The organism is Leptolyngbya sp. FACHB-261, from assembly GCF_014696065.1.
Classification (GTDB): domain Bacteria; phylum Cyanobacteriota; class Cyanobacteriia; order FACHB-261; family FACHB-261; genus FACHB-261.
In genome coordinates this window covers 240,883-254,046 of sequence record NZ_JACJPL010000018.1, presented here as the reverse complement: position 1 = coordinate 254,046, position 13,164 = coordinate 240,883, and the positions used below count along the sequence as shown (strand labels likewise).

The 13,164-nt window shown below is 52.2% G+C and carries 12 protein-coding genes; all 12 read left to right on the top strand.

What is annotated here, in order from left to right; genetic code table 11:
• The first annotated feature begins 30 nt into the window (after positions 1-30).
• Entirely contained in the window at positions 31-834 is an 804-nt protein-coding gene (locus H6F94_RS10480) for an HAD-IA family hydrolase (RefSeq protein ID WP_190802170.1), read from the top strand.
• Between the two features lie 327 nt (positions 835-1,161).
• Positions 1,162-3,570: an HD family phosphohydrolase gene (locus tag H6F94_RS10475; RefSeq protein ID WP_199320329.1), complete on the top strand. Its 2,409-nt coding sequence runs from the start codon at positions 1,162-1,164 to the stop codon at positions 3,568-3,570.
• Positions 3,571-3,619: 49 nt separating this feature from the next.
• Positions 3,620-4,267 carry a hypothetical protein gene (locus H6F94_RS10470; protein WP_190802168.1) on the top strand — a complete coding sequence of 216 codons (648 nt, stop codon included), beginning with the start codon at positions 3,620-3,622 and terminating at the stop codon, positions 4,265-4,267.
• Positions 4,268-4,496: 229 nt separating this feature from the next.
• Positions 4,497-5,402: a substrate-binding domain-containing protein gene (locus tag H6F94_RS10465; protein WP_190802167.1), complete on the top strand. Its 906-nt coding sequence runs from the start codon at positions 4,497-4,499 to the stop codon at positions 5,400-5,402.
• Between the two features lie 214 nt (positions 5,403-5,616).
• On the top strand, positions 5,617-6,708 hold the full coding sequence (locus H6F94_RS10460) for a PstS family phosphate ABC transporter substrate-binding protein (RefSeq protein WP_190802166.1): 1,092 nt from the start codon (positions 5,617-5,619) through the stop codon (positions 6,706-6,708).
• Positions 6,709-6,870: 162 nt separating this feature from the next.
• Positions 6,871-7,812: a phosphate ABC transporter permease subunit PstC gene (gene pstC / locus H6F94_RS10455; RefSeq protein WP_190802165.1), complete on the top strand. Its 942-nt coding sequence runs from the start codon at positions 6,871-6,873 to the stop codon at positions 7,810-7,812.
• Positions 7,813-7,818: 6 nt separating this feature from the next.
• Positions 7,819-8,721: a phosphate ABC transporter permease PstA gene (gene pstA / locus H6F94_RS10450; RefSeq protein WP_190802164.1), complete on the top strand. Its 903-nt coding sequence runs from the start codon at positions 7,819-7,821 to the stop codon at positions 8,719-8,721.
• A 57-nt stretch (positions 8,722-8,778) separates the two neighbouring features.
• Complete coding sequence (gene pstB / locus H6F94_RS10445) at positions 8,779-9,588, top strand: phosphate ABC transporter ATP-binding protein PstB (protein WP_190802163.1); 810 nt, start codon at positions 8,779-8,781, stop codon at positions 9,586-9,588.
• A 251-nt stretch (positions 9,589-9,839) separates the two neighbouring features.
• Positions 9,840-10,190, top strand: a complete 351-nt coding sequence (locus H6F94_RS10440; RefSeq protein WP_190802162.1) for an NAD(P)H-quinone oxidoreductase subunit M — start codon at positions 9,840-9,842, stop codon at positions 10,188-10,190.
• Between the two features lie 44 nt (positions 10,191-10,234).
• On the top strand, positions 10,235-10,756 hold the full coding sequence (locus tag H6F94_RS10435; RefSeq protein ID WP_190802161.1) for a DUF2996 domain-containing protein: 522 nt from the start codon (positions 10,235-10,237) through the stop codon (positions 10,754-10,756).
• Between the two features lie 168 nt (positions 10,757-10,924).
• Positions 10,925-11,881 carry an alpha/beta fold hydrolase gene (locus H6F94_RS10430; RefSeq protein WP_313949260.1) on the top strand — a complete coding sequence of 319 codons (957 nt, stop codon included), beginning with the start codon at positions 10,925-10,927 and terminating at the stop codon, positions 11,879-11,881.
• A gap of 592 nt (positions 11,882-12,473) precedes the next feature.
• The gene (locus H6F94_RS10425) at positions 12,474-13,163 is read left to right on the top strand and encodes a Crp/Fnr family transcriptional regulator (protein WP_396426426.1); all 690 of its coding nucleotides are present in this window, start codon (positions 12,474-12,476) and stop codon (positions 13,161-13,163) included.
• Position 13,164 lies beyond the last annotated feature (1 nt).

The window sequence follows — 13,164 nt, the reverse complement described above, 5'->3', positions numbered from 1 at the left end:
CCTGTATCCTACAGCAAGGAATGACTATCCATGCACAGTTCGCAACCCCCTGTTAATGTGTGCCCCAAATCTTCACCTTCAGGTTCAGAGCAAGTGGCTCTAGAGCAGGCCCGACCCCAAGCCATCTTCCTGGATGCAGTAGGCACCCTGTTTGGCGTGCAGGGTAGCGTTGGCGAGGTCTACGGCGAACTGTGCCAGCGTGTGGCTGGTGTTAAGGTGAACGCTGCTGCCTTGGATCAAGCGTTTTACCAGAGTTTTCGGGAGAGCCCTGCTGCTGCCTTTCCTGACCTAGACTCTGAGCATCTGAAGCAGGCTGAGTATCAGTGGTGGTATCGCGTAGCCCAACAAGCATTTGAGCGCTCAGGCTACTTGCCGCAGTTCACGGATTTCGAGGCGTTTTTTCCAGTTCTCTACCAACATTTTGAGACTGCTGAGCCTTGGCAGGTTTATGACGATACGCGGGCAGCTTTGGCTCACTGGCGAGACTCTGGCATCACTTTAGCGATTGTCTCTAACTTTGATACCCGGCTATTTTCAGTTCTGAAGGCGCTAGATTTAGCGCAGTTTATTAACTCAATAACTATTTCTACTCAAGTTGGAGCTGCAAAGCCAGATCCTCTAATCTTCAAAGTTGCCCTCGATAAGCACGGCTTACCGGCTTCTGATGTTTGGCATGTTGGTGATAGTTACAGTCAGGATTATCTTGGTGCTGCGGCTGCCGGTCTACAGGCATTTTGGCTCAACCGTCCAGAAGAACCTCAGCCGTTGCCAGAACAAGCCGCTTTAACACAGGTCCGTAGTGTGTCCTCACTGCTTGGCTTGCCAAAGTTGTGATCCCAGCATAATTGCCAATAGGAACGAGGGCAGTAAGATAAGAGCAACGGAGATTTCTGCCCGAGGTAAGCTGACTAGTTCTGTCTCGGTTAACAGCCAAGGGCCGCCAAATTTGATTAGGGCAGAGATGACCAGGGAAAGCCCCATTACCTTAAGCAGGAACACTAACATAGGGTGGCGTAGGGTGGTGGGCCGACTGATCAGGCATAAGTGATAGAAGCCTCTCACACTATCGGACATGATGCTGAAGTCTGATCTGGTCTTGCTCTAACTATGTGGACTCGACTGCCGCTGACCCGGTCTTTTAGTCAGTGGTTTAGCCATTTTATGGCGCGTTCACAAGAGCGTGGACCCCAGAATGCCTTGGCTCAACTACGGCCTTGCCGTTCTCGCCGGGTTGCTCTAGCAATTTTGGCTGTCACCAGCCTGACCGGTGGCATTGGCCATCGCTTCTACAACGAGCCAAAACTCACGAGTGGAACCCCATCCCCTCAAACTTGGTACGCACCCCAAGGTGCTCGGATTCTAGATTCAAGTGCAACCCAAGCCCGGCGTGAAGCGGCACGCACTGAATCGGTCAAGGTTTTGCGGGTGGATGAGACGGCTAACCGAGCTATTACGACTGACTTAGGTCAACGGCTGCTAGAGGGGAATAGCCTGCGAGAAATGCTTGGCGCTTATCCCTATTTAGAGCCAACCCTGCTGTCGACTAGCAGCCAGCGTTACTTGCGCTCGGCCCCTGAGTGGGAATGGCTAGCTGTTTTGGAATTGAGCCGCCGCTTGAGCCAGCAGCAACAACTCAATACCTCTATTGATGCTCGGCTGACTAATCCTCTACTCCGTCAGCTTGGTCAACTAAATCAACAGCTAAGCGCTAGTTCCTCTGTGCTGCAACTGCATGTGGCTGGCGAACTTAGCCGTCTGCAGCTTCGAGCGGTAGCAGGCAACGGCAACCCCAATTTGAACCAGGTCATTGAGCAGATTCAGCAGGCTCGCAGTCGTTATCAGCGCGCTCTGGCTGCTCTCGATCAACTGCCTGGCTCTGCTTATACCCCTGTTTTGTTTGACCTGAGCGATGACCAGTGGCAACAGGTGCAGCAGGGTGTCTGGCAGGCAAACCGTCGGTTACTTGCAGCAGGTATCCCCCCAGGTCTACCAGAACCTCTGCAACGCAACGCGGTACTGGCTCAGCTCGATAGCCTGCCACCGGGACCCGTTCAAAATCAAGCTGCCAGTTTAGTGCTGAGCGCTCTACAGCCCACATTGGTCGTGGACTCAGAGCGCAGCCAGGTGCAGGCGGAGCAAGCCGCCAGCAAAGTGGAGCCAATCTACGTTGAGGTGAGTAAAGGCGAGCTAATCGTAAGGGCAGCAGAGCCGATCAGCGATCAAGACTTCCTGATCCTGGATCACTTTAGTCTGACCCAGCGCCAAATCAACTGGGCTGGCCTCGCTGGCCTGAGCATGCTAGTCGGTGGTGCTGTAGCCCTATTCTGGACTCTGCAAATTCGTATTCGCCCAGCAATGCGGCTGCGAGACAATCTATTGGTGCTACTGCTGAGCTTGAGTGTACCAACGATTGCCTGGAGTGTGGGTCCAGCCTATACCTGTCTGCCAGCCGTAGGCCTGTTGGCAGCTAGCTTCTACGGCTCAGCCTTAGGAACAACCGTGGTGGTGCTGTTGACCTCACTCCTACCGATGGGCATTGAGGTATCGGCTGTTGGCCTCATGCCCGTATTGGCAGGCAGCCTAGTTGCAGTTCTGATCGCGGGTCGTCTGCGGTCAAGAGAGGAGCTGGCTCGATTGGGTATTGGCATTGGCCTAACCCAGGGCAGCACTTATCTAATTGTGAGTTTGTTACTCCAAGGGAGTGGCTTCAGCTGGTTAACGCCTGCTGCCCACGCGCTTTCGGGTCTGTTCTGGAGTGTTGTGGCCCTGGGAGTTAGCCCCTACCTCGAACAAGCTTTCGATCTGGTAACCCCAATCCGCCTTGCTGAGCTCGCTAATCCTAATCGGTCCATGCTTAAGCGCTTGGCAACCGAGGCGCCTGGTACCTTCCAACACACTCTCTATGTAGCGACCCTGGCAGAGGCGGCAGCCCAAGAACTCAGTTGCAATGTAGAGCTGGTGCGAACAGGTACGCTCTACCATGACATTGGCAAGATCCACGACCCTCTAGGCTTCATCGAGAACCAGATGGGAGGGCCCAACAAACACGACGAGATTAACGACCCCTACGAGAGTGCCCGCATCATCAAAAAGCACGTTTCTGAAGGGCTAGTGATGGCTCGTCGTTGCAGTTTACCTACAGCTATTCGTGCCTTTATTCCCGAGCATCAAGGCACGATGTTGATCGCTTACTTCTACCATCAAGCCCGCGAACGCTTAGCCGCCGATCCAGACCTAGCACAGCTGGGCCCAGTTCAAGAATCAGACTTTCGCTATGACGGACCCATTCCTCAGTCGCGTGAGACGGGAATTGTCATGCTAGCTGACTCCTGTGAAGCTGCCCTGCGTTCGCTGAAGGAAGCCAGCGATGAAGAAGCTCTAAGCATGGTCAACAAGATTCTTAAAGCTCGCTGGCAAGATCAGCAATTGGTCGATTCTGGCCTCAAAAGGGAAGAAATGCCCCGGATCGCCGACGTATTCGTACGGGTCTGGAAACAACACAACCACCAGCGGATTCGCTATCCCAGTGCTGCCCTCTCGGTCCATAAGCCTCATGGCACCCGTAGCTAAGCCTGATGTGGTTGCATAAAGAGAGCGTCAATAGGCAGCAGAAACGATCATGAGCACTGTGAGCCGGTGGGTAGGGTTGATGTGTCTGGTGCTAACCCTGCTCTGGAACAACCCCGCTTTAGCCGCAACCTCAGCCAACCCCCCGATGTCAGAGGTTGAAGTCACAGCCCGCTTGCAGGACATCGTGAACCAGATGCAGCGGTTACGGTTTTGCAGTCGCAATAGCTGCCGCTACCGCGATCTGGCCTATCAGGTTCAAGCCAGCCCTACTGGGCTCTATCGGGCCAGCATTGACGCGGTTATCGATCGTCCCTCAACGGTGATCGACACTGGTCACTACGAATTAGCCTTTGCCAATGGGCACTGGCAGCTCCTGCGGGGAGAAGAGTACACCGATGTCTCTTCATTTAGCTTCCGAGGCGACCGCTACGAGATTGAGAGTGTCTACAGCAATCGCAGCACAACAGGCCGCCTAAGCGCAGACCGAGCCGATAGTAATGTGCTATCTGGCTATCGAGCGCTCTACTTCGATGTGCTCAAAAACGGTGTGGAGCGACCGCAGCTGCCGGAAAAACAAGCCCCTTCTAGAATTCAGACCCCTGAGCAAACCAGTGGTATCGAGTTGCGTGATCAGAGTGGCCGCTGCACCGTAGCCAGTTCGTTTGGACCTGCTGGTGTCGAAGTCCTAAGGGCTTAGGCTGGTTGGCCGGCCAGAAACCAGCCTGGGAATCCAGCCAGGTTGGCAGTGCTAAGTCTGGTTCGGAGTTTAGAAAATGTCTAGGATAGGGGTGTGGGAGAGTTTTATTCATAAGATTCTGCTAAAAATCTGTATTGAAATATACAGTTTTGTTCTATGATAGAATAACTCCCGAAAAAATTTACAGTCTGTTAGCAGAGGCTGGCGTAACGGTTTGAGCAGGTATGGTTTGAGCAGGTATGTAAGTGAAAAGTGGGTATCTGGACTAGCTCTGCTGGCCCTGTTTTCTACAAGTTGTGTCCGAGCGACACCGCCCACTACAGGTAATTCTCAGACGCCAATACCTTCGACTGCAACGCCTGAACTTGTTAAAGGAGCCATTGAGGTTGATGGTACAGGGGCCGCAAGTTCTTTGCTTCAGGCCACCGTTGAAGGATTCAAGCTTGAGCACCCCCAAGCCCAGATCAACATTGGTTTGAGTGGTACGGAATCCGGATTCAAAAAGCTCTGTGCTGGTGCCATCGACTTAGTTTCTGCAGCCCGTCCTGTGACTGTGCCGGAGACCGAAAGCTGTAGGCGAGCAGGCATTGAGCTAGTCACCTGGCCGATCGCGGTTGAGAAGCTGGTAGTTGTTGTTAATGCCAAAAACACCTGGCTCAACTGTTTGACGATCAGCCAACTCCAGAGAGTTTGGGGACCTTCAGCCGAAGGCCAGCTGCAGAACTGGCGGCAACTCGACCCGTCATTCCCAAACTTACCGCTCAAGCTTTATGGGCCTGGGCCGGACTCCACAGCTTTTAGCCACTTCACAAGCAGCATCAATGGCAAAGAGGGAAGCAGCCGCTCAGACTATCAGCCGCAGGAAAATGGCGACAGCTTGGTCCGAGCTGTGGCAGCAACGCCAGAGGCATTGGCTTATGTTGATGCCAGTCAGGTGGAAGTAGCTGGACTGCGCATAGTGCCTACATACAGTGAGGACGGTTGCCAGACCTCTGCTAGCCCAGCCCTAGCTCCAGAAGCGCCAACGGACCCTTTAGCCAGAACACTGCGTATTTACGTGAATCAGAGGTCGTTGTACGCGAAGTCACAGGTTAAGGCCTTTGTCGATTATTATTTAAGCAGAAGAAAGCTTTAATCAATTTGAGATTGAAGCGCTTGTACCAGGCGATAGACCTTATTAAAAAGCTGTTTTATAGATAGCCTGAAATAGTCTAAAATTTGGTAACAGAACTGCTTGCCATCTACCTATAAAGACTGGTATTAACGCTCTTAATCTGTTGTTAAACCGGTCTTTACGCTGAAGTTGTAACATTCAAGGCGTTTGACTAGACTATAACCAACGTATTGTGATGCTCTCTCGCTTCAAGCCAAATCGTCGAACCCTGTTTGCCTCTTTGATGGTTTTCTCGCTGGCAGGGGTCAGCGCTTGCCAAGGTGGTAGTTCTCAGCCAGGAAGTGATGCAGGTTCCTCTGCCTCTCCGGCTGCTGGTGCCAGTGCAGGCGGTGAACAAGTCACCGGTACTGTAGCAGTTGATGGTTCAAGCACCGTTTTCCCCATTTCTCAAGCTATTGCTGAGGAATTTCAAGGGGCTAACCCCAACGCTCAAGTGAGTGTTGCCTCCAGTGGTACTGGTGGTGGGATGAAGAAGTTCTGTGCTGGTGAAATTGATGTCGCGAATGCGTCGCGTCCGATCAAAGCGGAAGAAATTGAAACCTGCACACAAGCAGGAATTGAGTTTGTTGAACTGCCTGTCGCCCTAGACGGGATTGCTATTGTTGTTAACCCCCAAAACCAGTTCGCTACCTGTCTTTCAGTTGAAGAACTGAAAAAGATGTGGGACACGACTGCAACCGGTAAGGTGACCAATTGGAATCAAATCAACCCTCAATTCCCCAGCACACCACTAAAGCTTTACGGCCCTGGCACCGATTCCGGTACCTTTGAGTACTTCACGGAAGCGATTAATGACAAAGCCAAGGCTAGCCGCACAGACTATACCCCTAGCGAAGACGATAATGTCCTCGTGCAGGGGGTTGCCGGTGATCCGGGCGCCCTTGGCTATTTTGGCGTTGCTTACTTTGAAGAGAATCAGGACAAGCTTAAGCTGCTGCAAGTTAAGAACCCTGATACTGGTGAATGCCAAGCCCCCGTCCCGCTGGATAACGTCGTGAACGGCAGCTACGCGCCCCTGTCACGTCCGCTGTTTATCTATGTCAGCAAGAAATCCCTGGACGAAAAGCCAGCGGTAAAGTCGTTCGTAGATTTCTATCTATCGAATTCTAAAGCTCTGGTCAAGGACGTGGGTTATGTAGCACTGCCAGATGAGGGCTACTCCAAGGCTCAAGAACGAGTTGCCTCCAGCAAAACGGGCTCTACCTTCAAAGATGCTAAACCGGGTGAGGATATCACTGAGGTTCTAGGCCGCGAAGCCGCCCAGTAGCCGAATTGAAGCCAGCAGCTCGCTGCTCGTTACCCAGGGTATGAGCTGATAGAAGCTGCATGACGAGTAGAGAACTGCTGGCTTTAATTCTCTTTGCCTGTAACTCATTCCTGTCCTCTGCCTCGGCTTAGTCACCGGCACGCTCACAGGCTATCTATATCCATGCAAGCCTCTAATTCAACTTCTTCTCCTGCAGCAAACCTCAATCAATCGCTTCAGAAGAGCGCTTCCCGCAACTTGCGAGAGCGACTCATTGCACTGCTTTTATTGGCCTGTGGTCTCGTTTCGATCCTCACGACCTTTGGCATCGTGGCGGTTCTCTTTGAGGTCACCTTCGAGTTTTTTCAAGAAGTTTCGTTTGCTCAATTCTTCCTGGACACTCGATGGACTCCTCTGTTTGCCGATCAGCACTTTGGCATCTGGCCTCTCATTAACGGCACTGTTTTAATTGCAGCGATTGCGATGCTGATCGCAGTTCCCTTGGGGCTTGCCTCTGCAATTTATCTAAGTGAATATGCCTCCTCTAAGCTGGCCAGTATTCTGCGTCCTGCCTTAGAGTTATTGGCCGGGATTCCAACGGTTGTTTTCGGATACTTTGCGCTTCTGTTTGTAACCCCTCTGCTGCGCAGTTTCTTACCCCTAGCTATTTTTAATGCTCTAAGTGCTGGATTGGTCATGGGAATCATGATCATCCCCACGATTGGCTCGATTAGCTTGGACTCCTTGCGGGCTGTGCCTCGCTCCTTACGCGAGGCGGCGTATGGTTTGGGGGCTACAAAAATGGAAGTAACGACCAAAATTGTGCTGCCAGCCGCCCTGTCTGGAATTATTGCGTCGATCATTCTGGGGGTTTCTAGAGCAGTCGGCGAAACCATGATTGTTGTGATTGCTGCGGGGCAACAGCCTCGCCTAACTCTGAATCCTTTGGAATCGGTCGCTGCTATGACCGCTTATATTGCTCAGGTTGCGGCCGGTGACACGCCCCGTGGCACCACTGCCTATAAAACTCTGTTTGCTGTGGGGGCTGTGTTGTTCCTAATGACCCTGGCTCTCAACATTATTAGCTATTGGATTGCTAGGCGTTACCGGGAAGTCTACGACTAAATCATCATGGCTGTTTCTTTTCCAGAGGATTCTTCTCAACTCCAAGCAGGCAGCTTTGAGCCTAATGTCAAGCTGCGAGAGCGGGCTGGCAAGATTTTTGGTTGGATTTGTCTCCTTGGCCTCAGCATTGGGCTTGTCGTTCTCGCCCTCCTGTTGTGGGATGTTCTTAAAGACGGTTTGCCTAGAGCCTTGCAACCCGAATTCCTTTTGGGCAATCCTTCCCGTTTTGCCAGACGAGCAGGTCTACGTCCTGCACTATTTGGTAGCATTTGGTTAGGGGCTCTGATGTTGCTGATTGCTGTACCAATTGGGGTTGGTGCTGCGCTCTATCTAGAAGAGTATGCTCCTAAAAACTGGTGGAGCAATATTGTTGAAGTTAACATTGCTAACCTGGCGGGTGTTCCTTCAATTGTTTATGGGCTACTGGGCCTTGGTGTTTTTAATGAACTATTGAAATTTGGGCCAGTTTTGTTATCTGGTGCTCTAACCTTATCTCTGCTAGCGTTGCCACTGATCATCGTGGCCTCTCGCGAGGCGATTCGAGCCGTACCTCAGTCCTTGCGTCAGGCATCCTACGGTTTAGGCGCCACCAAATGGCAAACCATTAGTAACCACGTATTGCCCTATGCGGTACCTGGCATCTTAACGGGTGTCATTATTTCGATTTCGCGAGCTATTGGAGAAACAGCGCCTCTCATTGTTGTTGGTGCTGTTGGTTTTTTGGCCAGCAATCCAAGCCTGTTCAGCCGCTTTATGGCCCTGCCCATTTTAATTTATGACTGGGTTAGTCGGCCTCAAGCAGAGTTCAAACTTGCGGCGGCGGCGGCCATTATTGTGTTGCTGCTGTTAGTGCTTGCACTGAATGGCATTGCCATCTACATTCGCAATCGCTTCTCAACCTTTAAATAGTAAGACAGCGTCCAAAATCGTTCAGAACTATACTGTTTATAGGCTTAGGTAACACTTATGCAGTCCACTCGTCAGGCCACCACTACTCAGGGGGCTACCATTCTCGAAGCCCGTGACGTTGATATCTACTACGGGAACTTCCTAGCCGTTCACAACGTAGACATCGAGATTCCTTACAACCAAATTACTGCCTTTATCGGACCTTCGGGTTGTGGTAAGAGTACCCTTCTGCGCTGCTTTAATCGTCTCAATGATCTCATTCCGGGGGCCAGAGTAGAGGGTGTAGTCAGTTACCACGGCCAAAACCTTTACGAGCCCTCTATTGACCCTGTAGAGGTGCGACGCCGGATTGGCATGGTGTTTCAGAAGCCTAATCCATTCCCTAAGTCGATCTACGAAAACATCGCCTTTGGACCCCGGATCAACGGCTACAAGGGCAACATGGACGAGTTGATAGAGCGTTCCCTCAAGCAGGCGGCTCTGTGGGATGAGGTGAAGGACAAGCTCAAAGAAAGCGGTCTCGCTCTCTCGGGTGGCCAACAGCAGCGTCTGTGCATCGCCCGAGCGATTGCAGTGCAGCCCGATGTCATCTTGATGGACGAGCCCTGCTCGGCTCTAGATCCCATTTCCACGCTGCGGATCGAAGAGTTAATGCAGGAACTCAAGTCGCAGTACACGATCATCATCGTGACTCACAACATGCAACAGGCGTCTCGTGTGTCGGACATGACTGCCTTCTTCTACACGGAGACCGACGAAAAGGGCAATCGTCGCGGCAAGCTGGTCGAATTCAACCAGACACCCGCCATCTTTAATTCGCCCAGTTGTCGCGAAACAGAAGAGTATGTCAGTGGCCGCTTCGGCTAATCCGGCGACAACACACCAAACTGTCTGCCATTAGAACCCACTCCAGAACTGCTCCAGAACCGCCTCGGAACCACCTCAGAACCAACCTAGATAAGGCTGCTTAGCCGACCGGCGAGATAGTCATCGCCGGTTTCAGTCATGAGACTCTGAGTCTTGCTGAGGTGCTTAGTCTTGGCCCGGTACCGCTAAGTTAGGGCTGAGAAATGGGGGTAAGCTGAGAGCAGATGCACCCCTTCGCTGTTGAACTGTCCATGATCAAGTGCACCACCCGCCACGTTCACATCTTCTCTGGAGTGATCGAAAATAACGAGCTGCAACCCAGCGACGATGTTCTGACTCTAGACATTGATCCAGACAACGAATTCAACTGGAACAACGAGAGTCTGCAGAAGGTCTATCGTAAGTTTGATGAGCTGGTCGAAAGCTATGCCGGCTCAGACTTGACGGACTATAACCTGCGTCGAATTGGCTCCTATCTAGAGCAGTTCATCCGCTCCCTACTTCAGCAAGGCGAAATCAGCTACAACCTCAACAGCCGAGTGCTCAACTACAGCATGGGCCGTCCGCAGATTCTGCGTGAGGGTGAAGTGAAGTCCTTGTAATTGCTGCTTGCTTAACTCCGTTGCCCTCTAAGAACTCAGCTACTATGCCCGAAGAAGAAAACGCCCCTCAGGCTAACCCTCCCCGCGCCCCTAAAGCTAAGGCCAAAGCTGCCACTGAAGATGCAGCGCCTGCTGACGCGGCAGCGACTGCTCCAACTGAGACAGCTGAGCCCAAAGCTGAAGCGGCTGCGCCTAAAGCTAAAGCAGCTCGGGTTCCCAAAGAAAAGCCACCTGCCCCGGAGGACAAACCCTTTGACAAATTCATCCCCCAGGAACTTCTGCCAGCTCTAACCAAGGCATTTGCAGGTTATGGCATCAGTGATCTGAAGTTGAGCTTTGAGAACAATCAGGTCACTGGCAAGTGGTTAGACGGACGACGTCAGTTCACGGTCTATTTCACCAAACCTGATATCGACGCTCAAAAAGGTTTCTCTTGCTCTGATGAAGGGATACCTCCCAGCACAATTGAGCCCTTCTTGATCGACGAGCGCAAGGCTCCCTTAGACCTACTCGTCTTTGGAGTCATGCAGCGGCTCAATGCCCAGAAGTGGTTTGCCAATAATTAAACTGGGACTGGGACTAATTTAAGCAGCAATGCCTTTGAGCTGGAAGCTATCGCTTTCTTGCTTGCTTTCAGCTGGCTAGTCAGTCCTTTGTGCAATAGCCACAGGCGACTGAGAAAGCCACTATTATGAGATTGTCGGTTACAAAACTTTGCGTTTGAGGTTGGTTGTGTGTCTTCTCTGACTTTGCCAACACTGTCTACCCAAACTGCTTGGGCCTCTGCCGCGCAACGTTACGGGAACCAGCGGGATTGGCTATGGCGAGGCTGGCAGATCCGCTACACCTTTGTACGCAATCTCCAGAGCGAGGTTCCGCTGATCCTGGTGCATGGTTTCGGCGCTTCTATTGGGCATTGGCGACAGAACATTCCGGCGCTAGCCCAGCATCACACTGTTTATGCCCTAGATCTGTTGGGCTTTGGTGCTTCAGAGAAGCCAGTTGCGCCCTACACAACCTCGCTCTGGGTAGAGCAGATTTATGAATTCTGGCAGACCTTTATTCGAGAGCCAGCAGTCCTAGTAGGCAACTCCATCGGCTCACTAGCTTGCCTGGCCGCCGCCGCCGCTCATCCGGATATGGTTCAAGGAGTGGCAATGATCAGCTTGCCTGATACCTCTATGCGTGAGGAAGCAATTCCCTCCATGGCTCGTCCTGTAGTGCGGACGATTGAGGCACTCTTCGCCTCGCCCCTGCTTCTCCAGCCTCTGTTCTATTTAGTTCGCCATCCCCGCATTGTGCGCCCGTGGGCGAGTTTAGCCTACGCCACTCGCGAGGCGATCACCGATGAGTTGCTGGAAATCCTGACCACACCCGCTCAGGATCAGGGCTCAGCGGGGGCCTTTTGCGCCATCCTTAAAGCCATGATTAGTCCTCAGTTTGGTCCCAGTATCAAAGCCATTCTGAGCGACTTGCAGATTCCAGCCCTATTGCTTTGGGGACAACAGGATCGGATGATCCCGCCCGCTTTAGCTCAGCGGTTTGTGAGCTACAATCCCGCTCTGCAGCTGGTTGAGCTGGAGAATGCAGGCCATTGCGCCCATGATGAATGCCCAGAGCGAGTTAACCAGGAGCTGCTGACTTGGCTTGAATCCCGGGTGCTGGCTGCAAGCTGCAAGCTATTAAACTAAGCATAGCTGCGTTGTTCGGGTCTGCTTGGTCGGCACCTGCTATCAAGAACTAGAAACACTAAAGGCGCTTGGAGAACCTGTCCTCTAGCGCCTTTAGTGTTCTTGGTCGTATTTGGTTGTCTAAAAGTCAGGAAGGGTGTCGGCGACTGGCCGTGTTTCGTCTCGACACCCCTCTTGGTTCGCTCCTCACACAATTAGAAATATAGCGAAGTCGCCATTACTTGTCTAGCTATAAGGGCATATTTCGCGCAATATCCCCAAATTTTGGGAAAGATTTATCTTTTCCTAGTGCAACCACTGATCAGCGGAGTTACAGATTAGTGAAATAAAGGGGGCGTGACCCCTCAGCCCTCAGGTAGCGGCAAGCTGTAGCCTTGGGAACACGTGAATCGAAATTAGCCCCTCTGTGCTTTTTGTAACCTTCAAATCCAGGCTAGCCATTATAAGAGTATTGTGAAGCTAGTATGGAAGAGATTAGCCTTCTTGGCTGCCAGTAGGGTTGGGGTAGATCGTTCTGCCCGTTCTAACGCTTAGTTGATCTCAGTACCTCAAGCATCCGTCTTCACCTCTCGCCTCTCCTGACATGTTTTCAATGTCGCCTCCTTCAGAATCGCAAAGACCGTTTCTAACTTGGCAGCGAATCCTGGACTGGGCTCAGGAGCACTATCGCAGCCGCACGTTCAGTAAGGATGAAAAGATCCCAACCCGGCCTGGTCTAGTCTATTTAGTCCAGCGGGGGTCCGTGCGATTAGCGGGTACAGCTCAAATCACAGCAGGTGTGTCTGGGGCTCAATCGCGCCTACCGCGAGTTGCACCAGAGGAGGCATTTTTGGGGTTTGTGGGTGCTGGTCAACCCTTTGAAATTGTGGCGCAGTCTCCCTTTACCCTTCAGAGCTACGCTCATGTCGATCAGACAGCGGTGCTTTGGATGTACTGGAATGACCTGGACAATTGGCCGCATTTTCGGCGAGAAGTTCTGGATGCTTTCCGCCATCAACACCAACGCAAGCTGTTGTGGCTGAGCACCTTGGGCCAGCGACGCACGATTGACCGCTTGATGGGTTTTCTAACGCTACTCATTGAAGAATACGGACAACCCTGCGGCGATGGCTATTGCCTGCCTTGGTCGCTCACACACGCGCAGATTGGCAGCGCCATCGGCTCAACTCGGGTAACGGTGACACGCTTGATGGGCAAGCTTAAGCAGAAAGGCTTGATCCAGGTGCAGGAAGACAACATGTTATGCCTGCCCATGTCTAACGTTTTGAAGCGCAACCATTAGC